Below are 15266 nucleotides of genomic sequence, written 5' to 3'. Positions count from 1 at the left end.
ATGCAGTGGCGCGGTGTTTGGCGACGAACACACGGAGCAGTGAGGGGCTTCCTGCCGTTCTCTGCCTACCGGGGGTTCGCGCCCGACGGCTGCGAGATCTCCTCCAGGGTTGCCCCCTTCAGCCGGTCGTCGCCCAGGTCCGTCGCAAGGTCGGCCAGGGCCACCACGCCGACCAGCCGGTCGCCGCGGTCCAGCACCGGCAGGCGTCGAATCTGCCGTTCGCGCATCACGCGGGCGGCGGCGTCGGCCGGCTCGTCTTCGAAGACCCAGGTCAGCTGCGGCGACATCACCTCGCGGACGTGGGTGGTGTTCGGATCCTTCGCGGCAGCCGTCGCCCGCACCGAGAGGTCGCGGTCGGTGACGATGCCGATCAGCTTGGAGCCGTCGCAGACGGGCAGCGAGCCGACGTCGAGATCCCGCATCTTCCGCGCAACCTCGGCGATCGTCGCCTCTGGATCGACCGTCGCCACGCTGCGGGTCATGACGTCCCGCACGGCTGGCTCACTGCCACCAGACATCGTGCCGGCCGAGCCGCCCATCATCGAATCGAGCCAGCCCTGACGGTACGCCACGTACGCGCCGCCGGCCATCGCCCCGCCGAGCAGCCAGGGCGTCCAGCCCCAGCCCGAGTTGTAGGACGGATCGACCTCCTGCACGAGCCGCTTGCGGTACTCGTGCAGCTTGGCGTCGATCAGGTCCGAGCCCTGCTTCGCCAACAGCTTGCTGCGCTTGTCGAGCTCCAGCGGCTGCAGAAGCTGATCGCTGGCGCGCTCGCCGGCCTTGCCGTACTCACGCAGCATCATGGCGATGGGCAACACGGCCAGCGGCAGCCACGCCGACTTCGACTGCGCCGCTGCCTGCCCGAGCATCCGCGGGAAGTCGCTGCCGGCCGATGCCCCCAGCGATGTGCCCGCCGCCAGCAGGGCTGCCTTCAGCCGCTCGCCGCGGGACTGCTGCTTCTGGCGGCGCTTCCACCAGAGATAGCCCAGACCACCCGCCGCCGCCGTCATCGCCAGCCCGCCCAGCGACGACATGATGGGCATCATGCCGTTGCTCTCGCCGCGCCCGAACGTGCCCGGCTCTTCCTGCCGGTCGTCCCAGGCCCGGTAGCCGCTGGACTCCGCGCCAACCGGAGTGTTGCTGCCCTGTCCGGCCGGGGCGGCCGACGAGCTGAAATCAGAACCGCTCGGATGGGACGACTCGACGCGGCTGGCCGAGCTGCCGGCCCGCCTGCGCTGGGCGGCTGCCGGCCCCTGGCTGGAAAACGGCGAGGTCGCCTCGCCGGCGGCCGGGGGCACTGAGCCGCCGCTTGTCCGCGCGCCGGCCGCTGTCGGCATATTCGTCGGGGTGTCGATCAGCTCGCCGGCCTCGGTCCAGGACTCGGGGCCGCCCTCGCGGACCGTCGCCGCGCGGGACTCATCTCGTGGATTTGCATCCATGACCCTGCTCCTCCTCGGTTGCGGATGGGCGGCCCGACCACAGAGGCTCCGCACGCTGACTGGCAGCGCGCGGAGCCTGGCAAGCACGGCTCGCCTCGGAAGGGCGTTCGCCCCGTGGCCCCGGCAAGTGCAGAATCTATGCCTACCCGGTGTGCTCCAGGCGAAGCAGGGAGGCATGACGCGCTACGGGCGGAACTCCCAGACGAGGACCTCCGCGCCCGCGCCACCCGCCGGCGCCGTCACCGTGCGGCCGTCCGCCGCCACCAGCCGGGCGGCGTCGCCCTCCGCGAGCGAGCCGGCTCCCTCCAGGTCAACCGGACCGCGCGCCACGTACAGGTGGACGAAGGGCGCGTCCGGCAGGGCCACGCTGGCCCCGGCCGTCAGCCGAGCGCCCCACAAGGTCGCCGCCTGCTGCTGGATGGTGACCGCGCCGTCGTGGCCGCGCCCGGAGGCGATGGGGACGAGCTGGCCGCTGTCGATCAGGCTGCCGATATGGGTCTCCTGGTACCCGGGGTTGATGCTCTTCGTGTCGGGGAGCACCCACATCTGGACGAAGCGCACATCCGTCTTCGCCGAGTAGTTGATCTCGGAGTGGAGGATGCCGCTGCCGGCCGACATGCGCTGCGCGTCGCCCGGCACGATCAGCCCACGGTTCCCCTGGGAGTCCTTGTGCTCGAGCTCGCCCTCCAGCACCCAGGTCACGATCTCCATGTCGCGATGCGGATGGGTGTCGAAGCCGGTGCCAGCCTTGACCACGTCGTCGTTCGAGACGAGCAAGAGGCCGAAATGGGTGTTCTTCGGATCGTAGTGGCGGCCGAAGCTGAAGCTGTGCCGGGAGTCGAGCCAGCCGGTCCGGGTCTGGAATCGGTCCGCGGCACGTCGGATGTCGACGGTGGGAACGGTCTGCGCCACGAGAGTGTGCCTCCGCGCACGCACGATGGCGTGCGGTGCAGCCTGCCCCGGCCAGCACAGCGCGCTGAGCGGACAGGGAGCTGAGTGCCTCGACGCCCGCACTGCGTCGGATCGTTCAGCCATGAACGATAACAGCGGGCGTGGCAGCCGTATTCCGTGCTCCAGGCTGGAGGCCCTCACCCCCCGACCGAGGGAGGCCCGACTGGGTCGGGGGGTGAGGGCCCTTACCACAGGAAGTAATCAATCTTCATCAAGCCCCGACGACGCTGCACGACGCGCTCAACATGCAAGCGCCCTGCCGACCGCTGGTGCCGGTTCGCGCCCGAGTCGCTATCATGTGAGTCTTGAGCCAGCACGTTCAGCCCATCGACGCCGAGGCTGCGCTGCCCAGAGAGACCACCGGTGGTCTGTTCTCGGCGGTCGTGCGCCTGTACCCGGCGCTCGCAGTCCCCGAGTTCCGCCTGCTCTGGTTCATGTCGTTCCCGTCCACCATGACGTGGTCGCTGTGCGCCGTTGCGACGGGCTACGCCGCCCTCACCATCTCCGGCTCGGCCACGGTCCTGGGCATCGTCACCGGCCTGAGCGGCCTGCCGATGCTGGTGCTCGCGCCGATTGGCGGCGTGGTGGCGGACCGCTTTCCCCGCAAGAACGTCATCATCGTGGCCCAGTGCATCCTGGCAGCCGGCGCGCTGGCCCTGGCGATCCTCAGCCTGCTCGGGATCATGGAAGTCTGGCATCTCGCAGCGCTGGGCCTGCTCCAGGGGGTCGCGTTCTCGTTCAACATGCCGGCCCGACAGTCCCTGCTGATGGAGGTCGTCGGGCCGAAGCTCACGCGCAGCGCCGCCGCGCTCAACACCGCCGCGCCCAACTTCTCGCGGGTGGTCGGCCCGAGCGTCGCCGGCATCATGCTGGCCACGCCCGGCATCGGCGTCTCGGGCGTGTTCGTCACGATGTGCATCATGTACGCCATCGTCTTCGTGTCGCTGCTGCGGCTCCCGCCGAGCGCGAAGCCGCCGGCGGCCGGCAGCGGCATGCGGGCCGTCTGGGACTCGTTGCTGGAGGGGTTCCGCTACATCCTGTCGTCAGCGGTCCACCGGGGACTGCTCGGCACGGCGTTCGTGCTGCTGATCCTGGGCGCGCCGGTCCTCCAGATCATGCCGGTCTTCTCGGAGCACGTCTTCAACGTCGGCGCGACGGGTCTCGGCATGCTGCTCTCGGCCAACGGCATCGGCGCGCTGATCGGCTCGGTCGGCGTGGCCGCCGTGACCGGCTTCCGGCGGCTCGGCCTGATCCAGGTCGGCTTCGGGTTCGCGTTCGCCCTCTCCATCGTCGGGTTCTCGCTTGCGCCGAGCCTCTCGATGGCCGTGGTGATGATCGGCCTGTTCGGGGCGGCGCAGTCGTGCTACATGTCGCTGAACAGCACCATGCTGATGGGCAACACCGAGCCACGGATGTACGGTCGGGTGCTGAGCGTCTACCTGATGACGTTCGCGGTGACGCCCATCGCCGCGATGCCCCTGGCATGGCTGACCGACGTGATCAATCCGCAGACGGCAACGCTCGGAGCGGGGTTGGCCGTCCTGGCAGCCGTGGTGATCCTGGCCGTCGCCAGCCCGGCCACCCGCACGGCTCGGTAGGTCATCGGCCCCAGATCTGGCAGCGGCCAGTACAATGGCTCTGCGGGTCGTGCACGGTCATGGACACCAGGGCGATTGTCGGGACGAGGAGCGACGTGGCAAGAGCGAAGCGGGCGGGCGACGCCGAGCATCCTCGGAAAGCATCGAGCGAGAACCGGGTCTCGGCAGCGTTCTTGCGCGCCCTGGCAGACCTCGACTTCGTCCGCAACTGCACCGTCGAGTACACGGACGCCGGCCTCGCCATCTGGACCATTATCGACGCGCCGCTCGACGACCGCGCGGCCCGGCAGCAGGTCTACGACGCCGAGCTTGCCGCCGCGGACGAGGCGCCCGAAGCCCGCGTGACGTTCCGCCTGCTCAACGTTCGCGAGCACAGCGCGGAGACGCTGCATCAGCTGGTCCCAAGCCTGCCCGACGAGTGGCTCACGGGCGAGGGCAGCGCCTGACGTGCCGAACCGTGCCGAGCATCTGGCAAAGGCGCAGGCGAACGAGGCGCTCAGCCTCTCCCTGCAGTCAGGGCCGGCGCTCGACTGGTCGGTTACCATCCTGTTCTACGCCGCGCTCCACCTGGTCGAAGCGGTGCTGGCGCCGCAGGCGCACTCGCGCACCCACATCGAGCGAGATGGGCGCGTCCGTCAGCATCCGCTGCTCCGCCCGATCTACGGTCAGTATCGTGAGCTGAAGGACGCCAGCCTGCTCGCCCGCTACGACTGTCGGCGCTTCACCCCGGCAGACGTGGCGCTGCTGCGCGCGTACGAATATGACGTCATCAAGCAGCACCTGCGCCAGCCGCTCGGCCTGACGTTCTAGCCTGACGCCCGGCCTCCCAGGTTGAACCGCGCGCCGCGCCGGTCTACGATGCCGGCCCAGAGGCCGTGCACCGCTCGCACGGCCGCGCGGCCACGTCCAGGCAGCGATTCCGTGCCAGACAGCACACGCCGCCGGCCGGCCTCGACGCAAAGGAGCTACGGACGCATGACGGCACAGCCGTTCACCCTGGGGGCAACCGCCAGCGCCCCGCCGCCCGATCAGTGCATCGAGATGTACCGCCAGATGGTGCTCATCCGCCGCTTCGAGGAGCTGGCCCTCAAGCTGCGCCTTGACGACCGCATCCACGGCGTCGTGCACCCCTACGTCGGCGAGGAGGCCATCGCCGTCGGCGTCTGCGCCAACCTCCGCGTTACCGACCGCATCGTCAGCAACCATCGCGGCCACGGCCACTGCATCGCCAAGGGCGCCCACGTCGACCGCATGATGGCCGAGCTGTTCGGGCGGCGCGACGGCTACTGCAAGGGCAAGGGTGGCAGCATGCACATCGCCGACTTCAACGTCGGGATGCTCGGCGCGAACGGCATCGTCGGGGCGGGCCTGCCGATCACCGCTGGCGCAGGCGTCGCGGCGCAGCTCGAAGGCGGCGACGCCGTGGCGGTCGGCTTCTTCGGCGACGGCGCGACCGGCGAAGGGCCGTTCCACGAGTCGCTCAACATCGCCTCGCTCTGGAAGCTGCCGGTCATCTGGGTCTGTGAGAACAACCAGTTCGCGGTGGATACGCCGGTCGCGTCCGGGCTGGCCGCGCACAACGTGGCAGACCTCGCGGCCGGCTACGACATGCCCGGCTACGTGGTGGACGGTAACGACGTGCTGGCCGTCTACGAGGCCGCGAAGAAGGCGGTGGCGCGGGCGCGGGCCGGCGAGGGGCCGACGCTGCTCGAATGCAAGACCTGGCGCAAGCACCAGCACGCGCTGCGGAACGTCGTCAATCCCGAGAGCCGCCCGGCCGATCAGGTCGCCTACTGGTCTGGGCGCGACCCTATCGAGGGGTTCGAGCGCTACCTGGTGAGCCAGGGCATCCTGAACGCCGATCAGCTTGCGGATGTCGGCCAGAGCATCGACCACGACCTTGAGGACGCCGTCGCCTTCGCCGAGGCCAGCCCGTACCCCGAGCCGGAAGAGGCCCTGGAAGACGTCTTCGCGCGGTGACGCCGCATTCCTAGACAGGACAGTGCACATGCCCACGATGAGCTTCGCCGCCGCGCTCGAAACAGCGATGGCCGAAGAGATGCAGCGCGATTCGCGCGTCTACACCATGTCAACCGCCCCCTCGCCGGCCCTGCTCAAGGAGTACGGCGAGTCCCGTGTCCGCCGCATGCCGATCTCCGAGGCCACCATGACCGGCATCGCGGTCGGGTCGGCCGGCTGCGGCTTCCGGCCGGTCGTCCACTGGCGCTCGGTCACGTTCGCCTTCATGGCGTTCGATCAGGTGGTGAATCAGGCCTGCAAGATCCGCTACATGTTCGGCGGCCAGCGCGACTTTCCCATCGTGTTCCGCGCCAGCTACCTGAACGGCACCCGTTCGGCCGCCCAGCACTCGCAGACCGGGTACGCGCTGTACGCTCACCTCGCCGGCCTCAAGGTGCTGCTGCCCTCCGGCGCGGCGGACGCGCGCGGCCTGCTCAAGACGGCCATCCGCGACGACAACCCGGTCGTCTTCTTCGAGCCGGGCCGCATCGACCCGATCGCCGAGGAGGTGCCGGACGGCGATGGGCTGGTGCCGATTGGCGTCGCCTCGGTCAAGCGGCCCGGCACGGACGTGACGATTGTGGCGCTCGGCTACATGGTCTACCCGGCCCTGGCCGCCGCCGAGAAGCTGGCCGCCGAGGGCGTCTCCGTCGAGGTGGTCGATCCGCGCACGCTGGTGCCCCTGGACGCCGAGACGATCCGCAACTCGGTCCAGAAGACCGGGCGGCTGATCGTCGTGGATGAATCTGCGCCGACCTGCTCGATGGCCTCGGAGATCGCCGCCGTGGCCGCCGAGGATTGGGACACCTGCCGCTCGCTGAAGGCCCCGATCCGCCGCGTGACGACGGCCGCCGTACCGATCCCGTTCAGCCCGCCGCTGGAAGACTTCGTCCTGCCGGACGAGGGCAACATCCTGGCGGCCGTCCGCGAGCTGCTCGGGTACGCCGCCCCGGCCGGCGTCCGCTGACCTCCCGATCTCTTCTCGTACACTCGGAGCTGCAATGAGTGACACAACGCCCGCCGACAGCGGGTTTCAGCTCTCGGCAAACCACGTCGGCGTGAGCGTCAGCGACCTCAGCCGATCTATCGCGTTCTATCGCGACCTGCTCGGCTTCAACATCGCCTACGAGCGCGGCGAGGTCACCGCCGAGTACATGCCGCGCCTCGTCGGCATCCCCGGCGCGCGGTTGAAGATCGCCGGCCTGGACATCCCCGGCCTGCACCTTGACCTGATCGAGTACATCGCGCCGAAGGGCGCTCCGCGGGCCGGCCCGCCGAACGATGTCGGCAACGTCCACATCGGGTTTACCGTAGACGACATGTGGGCGGCCTACAACCGGCTGGCAGCGGCTGGCGTCGAATTCAAGTGCGAGCCGGTCAGCCCCACGACCGGCCCGAACAAGGGCGGCTGGGCCGTCTATTTCACCGATCCAGATGGGACGACCCTGGAGATGATCCAGCGGCCGAAGTCCGAAGGCTGACCGGGACAGCCACCCGGCACACGAGGCCAGCGCAGCGCGTACGACGGGCTGCGCTGGCCTCACGCACCCTGGCCCCGCTGGGCCTGCTGCTGCTCGTACTGCTGGTCCGGACACCCGTCCGTCCAGCACCACCGGTGTTCCACGGCCTGCCGCCGAGCGTCCCCGAAGCGGCTCAGCCCGACCAGGCTGGCCCCCGCTTCGTGAACCTGCCGCCGGGCTACGGCGCGTCGCTCTACCAATCTCCAACTGACGGCCCGTTCCTGGCCGAGTGGAGCGGCGGCACGCCAATGACCGCCCTCGGGCAGCGCTTCGAGGACGGCCACGCCCGCTGGCAGCTTGCGCGCGACCCGCTCGGCAACGAGGGCTGGATCGCCGACCTGTTCCTGAGCGAGCAGCCACCGGATGACGCGCCGCCAGACGGGGACGAGTCGTACCTCTCCGCCGTCTCCTGGGCCGGCGAGATCGTCATCTGCGCCAACCCGGCCGGCGGGCCGCCCGGCCTCGACGGCGACGACTTCGTCACGCTGGTGGCGGTGGCCGTGGCACGCTGGCAGGCCACGGCGGATGGCCTCCTGCCCCTCCGCACGACCGGCCGCTGCGAGGCCGACCCGAACCTGCGCGGAGACAAGGTCAACGTCGTCGGCTGGACGCCGGACGTGGGCCTGGTCATCGCCGGGTTGGCCTGGCCCGACGCCGACTCAGGCACGCTGAGCGAGACGGACGTGATGCTCAGCCGAGGCTACTTCGAGCGGCTCCACGCGCAGCGGCCCGGCCAGACGATCCGCGCCTGCGCCTTCTCCACGCTCGTGCATGAGCTTGGGCACGTGATCGGGCTGGATCACCCGCGCTCACGCCTCCTGAAATCGAGCATGCAGGCGGTCGGGGCGTCCCGCTGCGACAAGGCGATCCCGAGCGCCAGCGACCGCGCCCAGTTGCTCAAGCGATACAGCCCGTCAGGCCAGGAACAGCGCCCCACCGATTGACCACTCGAACGACGACTCGATTCACGGAAACTCGGCGGTCGAGGGCCACGGCGAGGCCTCGCCGACCGGTACCATGTGGCAGGATACGGCACGACAGGGGTGACGGGCGGCAGCGGGCTGCTCGTCTGGGTGAATGCGCTCGTGGACCTCCTCGGCACAACTGCGCCTCGCCGTGCGCCACGGCAGCGAGACGCCCGGCCATGACGGCCGCGACATCCACCGACCGGACTGGCGCGCAGGACCGGCCAAGCAGCCGCGACGTCACACCGGCTCAGCGCTGGGCCATGTGGATGATCGGGTCCGAGATGGGCCTGTTCATGATGGCGATGGGCCTGGTCGGCCCGCTGACGTTCGTGCCGCTGTTCGTCAGCCGCCTGAACCCCGATCCGTTCGCCATCGGGCTGGTCACGGCGGCGTTCCAGCTTGGCTGGCTCCCGCAGTTGTTCGTGGCAGGGTACGTCGAGCGCAGCCACAAGAAGTGGCCGTGGGTCCAGTGGTTCGGCAGCATCGAGCGCCTGCCGATCCTGGTGCTGGCCCTCTGCGCGCTGGCCGCGCCGAGCGTGGGCGTCCCGATCCTGGTCGTGGTCTACCTCGCCTGCTTCGCGCAGACGATGTGCGGCGGCTTCGCCACGACGCCCTGGCTGGAGGTCATCTCGCGCGCCGTGCCGGGCCGCCTGCGTGGCCGCTTCCTGGGCGGCTCCACGATGGTCGGCACGCTCCTGGGCGCGGGAGCCGCCGCGTTCGCCGCGCCACTGCTGGACTCGCTGGAGTTCCCGTACGGCTTCGCAGCCTGCTGGGCGCTGGCCTTCGGCATCTTCCTGCTCAGCCTGATCCCGCTCTGGATCTACCGCGAGCCGCCCGGGCCGCCACCGCGCCCCAAGCGCTCGCTGATGAACCAGCTTGGCGATCTGCCCCGCATCATGATCGACGACAGGCGCTTTCGGCGGTTCGTGGGCGGCCTGATGCTGGCGGCGCTCGGGACGATGAGCAACGGGTTCCTGGCCGTCTACGCCGTCTCGCAGCTGGGCGCATCTGATGATCTGGTGGCGTGGTTCACGGCGGCGCTGCTGATCGCGCAGACAACGGCCAGCCTCGCGTGCGGCTGGCTGGCCGACCGCTTCAACATGCGGGTGGTCGGCATGGCGATGGGCCTGTCGTCTGCCGTGCAGGCAGTCGTCGCACTGCTCGCGCCGAGCGCAGCCTGGATGCTGCTGGCCTTCCTGCCGCTGGGGGCCGTCCAGTCTGGCAGCATGCTGGCCCGCATGGCCGGCCCCATCGACTACGCCCCGCACGACCGCTTGCCGACCTACGTGGCGCTGTCCGGGGCGCTGGTGAGCTGCTGTACGGCCGCCGCGCCGCTGCTCGGCGGGCAACTGGTGGCGTGGCTCGGGTATCCGTGGCTGTTCGGCTTGAGCGCCCTGGTGGCCCTGCTGGCCGTGCCGATGCTCGGCCAGGGGGCCGCGCCGCTCCCGCGCCCCGTCGTCGCCGTGCCCGTCGACGGCGAGGCCAACGCCTGATGCGCCGCCTATACTTCCCGCGCCTCTGGCAGCAGCCCCAGAACGTCCGGCCGAGGAGTGCCTGAAGGATGACCGTCTCGGTTCGCTGGCTCGACCACACCGCCATCGCCGTTCACAGCATCGAGGCGGCGTTGCCGCTCTACCGCGACCTCCTCGGCGGGGATCCCGAGGAGATCCACCACAACGAGCAGGCCGGCTTCTCGGTGTTGCAGCTCCGGTACCCGCACGGCGGCGGCATCGAGCTGATCCAGCCGTACGGCCCGAGCGGCTTCCTGCACGACTTCCTGGCGAAGCGCGGCGAGGGCGTCCACCACATCACGTTCCTGGTCAACGACCTCAGGGCCGCCGTGGCGGAGGCCCGAGCAGCCGGCGTGCGCGTCGTGGACGAGAACTACGACAACCCGCGCTGGTTCGAGGCGTTCATCTCGCCGCGCAGCGCCAACGGCACCATCGTGCAACTGGCGCAGACGGACGACGGCTTCAAGGATCCGATGCAGTTGTGCTCGCCGCACGCGTTCCCGCACATTCACCGGCCGGGGTAGACACGGCAGAGATCAACGCAGCTGGCAATCAGACGGGGCTTGATGGCGTTTGACGAATGAACCACGTAGTCCGTGCGTCAGGTCGGGGGCTCTCACCAGGGCACGTGCAGGTTCATTGGTGTTCCCGAAACACCGTCAAGCGAGCGGTCAGGGACTGAAAGCCCCGACGAGGTGCACGACGAGTCCCTCATGCCAGTGCCCTGGACGCCCTCACACGAAGCCATCCGCGCGCTCGGACGTTCGGGTATCCTGGTGACACATCCGGCGCCACCGCCGCGTTGACCGAGGCACGGGCATCGCGCACCGTCCACGCGGAACCGGGATGACGCGGACATCGTCGTCATCCGCACGACCACGCTCTTCGGGGTACGCATGTTTCGAAAGGTTCGGCTGCTCCTGGCGGCCCTCCTGCTGCTGTTGGCCGCTATGCCGGCGGTTCCACCACCGGTGGCGTCCGCCCAGGTGCGAGACGGCGCCACGATGACGGTCCTACGCGGGCAAGTCGCCGTCATCCACGCCGACGGGACCGCCGTGCAGCCGGCGCCGAGCGGCACGCTCGTGAAGGCGGGCGACGAGATCCGCACCCTCTCGAAGACGGGCGCGCTGATCACCTTCTTCACCGGCACCGAGATCGAGATGGGCGAGGACACCATCCTCGCCGTCGACCGCATCGCGGTGGATGGCTCAAAGGTCGACATCTCGCTCAAGCAGGTCTTCGGGACCACCCTCAATCGGGTGCAGTCGCTGACCGACCCCTCGTCGGTGTACCGCATCGACGCCGGCGGCGCGACAGCGGTGGTGCGGGGCACCACCTTCCTGCTGATCGGCCCGGTCGCCACGTCGCGCGGGAACATCTCGGCGCTCATCTGCCTGGACGACTGCGACGGTCGCACATCGTTCGCTGGCTGCCCGGTTGCGCCGTTCACGGCGTTCGGCGTGCAGGTCGGCGGCGGCAAGGCCCAGTCCGACTGCGAGGTCACATCGGTGGACAAGGGCGCGGACTACTGGAACGCCGCGTTCGAGGCGATTACGACGTTCGAGCAGACGTTTGCGAGCGCCAGCGGCGACACCAGCCCCGGCGTCAGCAACCCCGGCCGCGACGACGGCCAGCGCCACGCCGATCAGCGGCAGGACCGCGAGGATCGCGATCAGAAGGACGTCGTCACCGTCTTCTCAAGCTGCAGCATCATCGCCGGCGGCCCGCCGGCGCCCGGCCCCTCGCCGAGCCTCTTCGGCGGGTTCGGCAGCGTGACCGAAGGGAACGCCGGCCCGACGACGCTCAACGTCTCGGTCTTCCTGCTGCCTGCCGCCTCCAGCACGGTCACCGTCAACTACGCCATCGGCACAGCCGGCACGACGGCCACACCGAGCGTCGATTTCGTGGCGGGGAGCGGCACGCTGACCTTCGCGCCCGGCGTCACGCAGCAGGACGTCCCGATCACGGTCAACGGCGATCTCTCACCCGAGCTGAATGAGCTGGTCATCGTGACGTTGTCCGGCGCCAGCGGCGCGCCGATCGGCTCGGCCACGGCCATCGGGGTGATCCAGGACGACGACTCGCCGATTACCGTCTCGGTCCTGCCGACGTCGGTGATTGAGGGCAACACTGGCACCACCAGCATGCAGTTCACCGTGACTCTCTCGCGCACGTCGCCCGCCACGTTCAACGTGGACTACCAGACCATCGGTGCGGGGACGGCCATCAGCGGCGTGGACTACACGCCCGTCCCGCTCACCACGCTCAACATCCCGGCCAACACCCTCACGGCGACCTTCACCGTGCCGATCCTGACGGATACGATCCCCGAGCCTGACAAGACGGTCCAGGTGCAGATCAGCAACCCGACGAGCGGTGCGACGCTTGGCGCCTCCACGGCGAGCGGCACGATCGTCGACGACGACGGTCCGGTCTCCGTCTCCATCGGCAACGCCATCGTCGCGGAGGGCTGCGACGGCACAACCCACGCCGCGTTCACCCTGACGCTGTCCGCGCCAAGCGGCACGACCGTGACGGTCAACTACACGACAGCCAATGGCACCGCCACGGCCGGCAGCGACTACCAGAGCACCAGTGGATCGGTCACCTTTGCCCCAGGCACGACGATCCAGAACGTGATCGTCCAGGTGATCGGCGACGCGATCCCCGAGCCTGACGAGACGTTCCAGGTCAACCTGACGACCGCGACCGGCGCAACGATCTCAGTGCCCAGCGGCACCGGCACGATCCAGAACGACGACTGATGAGGGTGGCAGGTCGTGGATCGAGGGTCGTGGGAACCTCTTCCACGACCCTCGATCCACGACCCATGACCTTCAGGTCAGACGGGCATCGTGCGCTTCGAGTGCGCCCGGCCGATCCTGGCGTTCTCCTCGCTGTGGCCGGAGATCACCCGCACGCCCTCGTCGATCTTGGCGCGGGTCAGCTCCGGCGTCGGCGCGCCTTCGAGGAACGCGATGCCATACTTGCGGCAGAGGCCGAAGATCTTGTCCCGGGCCTCCTGCATCTCCTTCGGGTACGGGTTGCGCTGCATCGTCTTGTAGCCCAGCGAGAAGCTGAGGTCGCCGGGGCCCATCTCCGCGAAGCCCAGGCCCGGTACTGAGAGGATCTCCTCGGCGTTGGCGACGCCCTCGGGGCTCTCCAGCTTCACGCCCAGCAGGATCTCGCCGTTCGGGTTCAGCGGCCACGGGTCGCACTTCTCCAGGTACTCCTCGAGGGAGACGCCCCAGATCGGCGTGCAGGTGTTCTCCGAGCCGCGTCCGCGCGTGCCCAGCCCGAGCAGCGGGCGGCCTTCCTTCGAGCCGGCCGCGCCGCGGGCCGCGCCGGCCAGCCGGTCGAACGGCGAGGCGAACGATGGATCGGTCCCAAGCAGCCCCTGCGGGAAGCGGCAGGACTCCACGAACGCCCGCACCGCCCCCGCCGTCTCGGCCTGGCAGAGCAGGATGCCGTGGACGCCGCGCGCCAGGATCTGGCGGAACTGCCAGGCGTTGTAGAGGACGTACTCCTCGTTGATGCCGTTGACAGGGGCCTCGACGATGACCGTCGGCGTGCGGTGGCCGGAGTTGGTGGGGCCGCCCTCGACGAGGCCCGCCATGTACTCGGCCAGCCCGGCCATGTCGAACGAGCCGTGCTCCATCCCGACGTTGATGTAGTCGGCCCAGGTCTTCGCGTCGATGCGGCCCTGCTCGCGAGTCAGCACATGACCGCTGTGCGGACCCATGTAGTAGATCGGCTGATCTTGTTCGAGCAGCTCAATAGCCCGACTGATGCGCTTGGGCATGGGGTGGCGTCCTCCATTGGAAACATCCGAGGGAGGTTGTAGCCCACCAGTAGCCTCTGGGGCAGACCCCCACCCGCATGCGGGAGAGACACGCCGCGCTCCCAGCCGGGCCGGGGTAGAATCGGCGGGCGGAGCGCGGCGCGGGCTGGGAGGCCGGCTGCGTGCAGGCCGCGAGTCTCGGCGCAGCGCCGAGCGGGAGCAACGGCGTGAAGAAGTTCGGCTGGCTCGGCGTCCTGGTGCTGTGCGCGGCGCTCGGGCTGCACAACGGCTCGCGGATGTCCCCGATCCCCCTGATCGAGGAGTTCCGCCTCCGGTACGGCGTCGACTACGCCGGCGTCGGCGCGGCCATCGGGGCGTACACGCTGGCCTACGCCTTCGCCCAGCTGGTGGCAGGGATCGCCGCCGACCGCCTCGGCAACGTCAAGCTGATCCGAGCCGGCCTGCTGACGATGGCGCTCGGCTCGGGCATCTTCGCCGTTGCCAACAGCTACCCGCTCGGAGTTGCCGGGCGGGCGCTGATGGGCGTCGCCGGCGGCCTGCTCTACGTGCCGTCGCTCTCCTACCTGTTCAACGCGTTCGGGCGTGCGGACCGAGGCAAGGCGATGGGGCTGGCCCAGAGCGGCATCGGCGCGGGCATCGTCCTGTCGATCCTTCTGATGCCGCCGTTCTACCTGGCGCTCGGCCTGACCGGCGCCTACGCCGTCTACCCGACCATCGCCATCGTGCTGCTGTTCGGACTGACCCTGTTCGTGCCCGACGCCGAGGTGGAGGCGAAGAAGGCGACTGGCAGCGTCCGTGCGCTGATCCGTAACCGCGACTTCTGGCTGCTGTTCATGGGCTTCGCGTTCATCGGGATGCTGGCGCAGACGGCGGTGATGTCCTGGACGCCGACGTACCTCCGCCGCGAGTTCGGGTTCGGGGTGGCCGAGGCCGGCATGGCCGGCGCAGCGATCTCGGCCGGCCTGATGGTCTTCTCACCGATCTTCGGGGTGCTGGCGGACCGCTGGGGATCGCGCCTGCGGGTGATGATGGCCGGCAGCCTGCTGGGGATGGCCGGGTTCCTGCTGCTGCTCCTGACCCACGACGCCTGGCTGGTGATCCTGGCCGGCATGCTGGTCAGCGCGGGGATGGCCGCCACCATCCCGATGCAGATCGTCTACGCCGGCGAGCGGTTCGCGGCGGTCGGGGCCGGCACGGCAGTGGCCATCATCAACACCGGCGGGCAGTTGAGCCAGTCGCTCGACGGGCCGTTCTACGGCACCCTGCTCGACTTCGGCCTCGGGTTCCAGACGATCTGGCTCGTGGCAACCGTCCTGGGCATCGTGCGGATCGTGGCCGTCGCGCTGCTCACCGAGGAGCGGCATCAGTCATCGAGCGCAGCGCCAATGCGATCCGCAAGACGCTGATCTCGCCGCCTGATTTCGCGAATGTCATCAAGGGCACGGCGACTCCATTCGA

Annotated in this window: 14 protein-coding genes; 11 read left to right on the top strand and 3 right to left on the bottom strand. The window is 69.6% G+C overall.

Annotated features, from left to right (window positions below; genetic code table 11):
* Positions 1-65 precede the first annotated feature (65 nt).
* Together IT306_22070 and IT306_22065 are read right to left on the bottom strand one after the other, a co-directional pair.
* Positions 66-1439: a CBS domain-containing protein gene (locus IT306_22070; GenBank protein MCC7371118.1), complete on the bottom strand. Its 1374-nt coding sequence runs from the start codon at positions 1437-1439 to the stop codon at positions 66-68.
* A 183-nt stretch (positions 1440-1622) separates the two neighbouring features.
* Positions 1623-2474 (bottom strand): pirin family protein, encoded by an 852-nt coding sequence (locus IT306_22065; protein ID MCC7371117.1) that lies wholly within the window; start codon positions 2472-2474, stop codon positions 1623-1625.
* Between the two features lie 221 nt (positions 2475-2695).
* Between IT306_22065 and IT306_22060 the strand changes: the two genes are divergently transcribed.
* The 10 genes from IT306_22060 (at position 2696) to IT306_22015 (ending at position 12771) form a co-directional block, all read left to right on the top strand.
* Positions 2696-3988 (top strand): MFS transporter, encoded by a 1293-nt coding sequence (locus IT306_22060; GenBank protein MCC7371116.1) that lies wholly within the window; start codon positions 2696-2698, stop codon positions 3986-3988.
* A 95-nt stretch (positions 3989-4083) separates the two neighbouring features.
* On the top strand, positions 4084-4434 hold the full coding sequence (locus IT306_22055) for a hypothetical protein (protein MCC7371115.1): 351 nt from the start codon (positions 4084-4086) through the stop codon (positions 4432-4434).
* Between the two features lies 1 nt (position 4435).
* The gene (locus IT306_22050) at positions 4436-4798 is read left to right on the top strand and encodes a hypothetical protein (protein MCC7371114.1); all 363 of its coding nucleotides are present in this window, start codon (positions 4436-4438) and stop codon (positions 4796-4798) included.
* 165 nt (positions 4799-4963) lie between these two features.
* Positions 4964-5968 (top strand): thiamine pyrophosphate-dependent dehydrogenase E1 component subunit alpha, encoded by a 1005-nt coding sequence (locus IT306_22045; GenBank protein MCC7371113.1) that lies wholly within the window; start codon positions 4964-4966, stop codon positions 5966-5968.
* A gap of 28 nt (positions 5969-5996) precedes the next feature.
* A complete protein-coding gene (locus IT306_22040; GenBank protein ID MCC7371112.1) occupies positions 5997-6974 on the top strand; it encodes an alpha-ketoacid dehydrogenase subunit beta in 978 nt (325 codons plus the stop codon).
* Between the two features lie 34 nt (positions 6975-7008).
* Complete coding sequence (locus IT306_22035) at positions 7009-7488, top strand: VOC family protein (protein MCC7371111.1); 480 nt, start codon at positions 7009-7011, stop codon at positions 7486-7488.
* 134 nt (positions 7489-7622) lie between these two features.
* Complete coding sequence (locus IT306_22030) at positions 7623-8471, top strand: hypothetical protein (protein ID MCC7371110.1); 849 nt, start codon at positions 7623-7625, stop codon at positions 8469-8471.
* 200 nt (positions 8472-8671) lie between these two features.
* On the top strand, positions 8672-9988 hold the full coding sequence (locus IT306_22025; protein ID MCC7371109.1) for an MFS transporter: 1317 nt from the start codon (positions 8672-8674) through the stop codon (positions 9986-9988).
* 68 nt (positions 9989-10056) lie between these two features.
* The gene (locus tag IT306_22020) at positions 10057-10530 is read left to right on the top strand and encodes a VOC family protein (GenBank protein ID MCC7371108.1); all 474 of its coding nucleotides are present in this window, start codon (positions 10057-10059) and stop codon (positions 10528-10530) included.
* 372 nt (positions 10531-10902) lie between these two features.
* On the top strand, positions 10903-12771 hold the full coding sequence (locus tag IT306_22015) for a FecR domain-containing protein (protein MCC7371107.1): 1869 nt from the start codon (positions 10903-10905) through the stop codon (positions 12769-12771).
* Positions 12772-12848: 77 nt separating this feature from the next.
* Here IT306_22015 and IT306_22010 read toward each other — a convergent pair whose 3' ends face one another.
* Positions 12849-13808, bottom strand: a complete 960-nt coding sequence (locus IT306_22010; protein ID MCC7371106.1) for a hypothetical protein — start codon at positions 13806-13808, stop codon at positions 12849-12851.
* Positions 13809-13969: 161 nt separating this feature from the next.
* On the opposite strand from IT306_22010, the gene IT306_22005 reads away from it, so the two are divergent.
* Positions 13970-15214, top strand: coding sequence for an MFS transporter (locus IT306_22005; GenBank protein MCC7371105.1), 1245 nt, complete (start codon positions 13970-13972; stop codon positions 15212-15214).
* The last annotated feature ends 52 nt before the right edge of the window (positions 15215-15266 follow it).

The organism is Chloroflexota bacterium (assembly GCA_020850535.1).
In the GTDB taxonomy this organism is placed as follows: domain Bacteria; phylum Chloroflexota; class UBA6077; order UBA6077; family JACCZL01; genus JADZEM01.
This window is presented reverse-complemented; position numbering and strand designations above follow the sequence as displayed.

What these genes read in the sequence shown, in the direction of transcription:
- IT306_22065 (MCC7371117.1), bottom strand. Translation starts at nt 2,474, where the DNA reads ATGGCTGAACGATCCGACGCAGTGCGGGCGTCGAGGCACTCAGCTCCC.
- IT306_22015 (MCC7371107.1), top strand. Translation starts at nt 10,903, where the DNA reads ATGTTTCGAAAGGTTCGGCTGCTCCTGGCGGCCCTCCTGCTGCTGTTG.
- IT306_22045 (MCC7371113.1), top strand. Translation starts at nt 4,964, where the DNA reads ATGACGGCACAGCCGTTCACCCTGGGGGCAACCGCCAGCGCCCCGCCG.
- IT306_22010 (MCC7371106.1), bottom strand. Translation starts at nt 13,808, where the DNA reads ATGCCCAAGCGCATCAGTCGGGCTATTGAGCTGCTCGAACAAGATCAG.
- IT306_22020 (MCC7371108.1), top strand. Translation starts at nt 10,057, where the DNA reads ATGACCGTCTCGGTTCGCTGGCTCGACCACACCGCCATCGCCGTTCAC.
- IT306_22035 (MCC7371111.1), top strand. Translation starts at nt 7,009, where the DNA reads ATGAGTGACACAACGCCCGCCGACAGCGGGTTTCAGCTCTCGGCAAAC.
- IT306_22040 (MCC7371112.1), top strand. Translation starts at nt 5,997, where the DNA reads ATGCCCACGATGAGCTTCGCCGCCGCGCTCGAAACAGCGATGGCCGAA.
- IT306_22025 (MCC7371109.1), top strand. Translation starts at nt 8,672, where the DNA reads ATGACGGCCGCGACATCCACCGACCGGACTGGCGCGCAGGACCGGCCA.
- IT306_22070 (MCC7371118.1), bottom strand. Translation starts at nt 1,439, where the DNA reads ATGGATGCAAATCCACGAGATGAGTCCCGCGCGGCGACGGTCCGCGAG.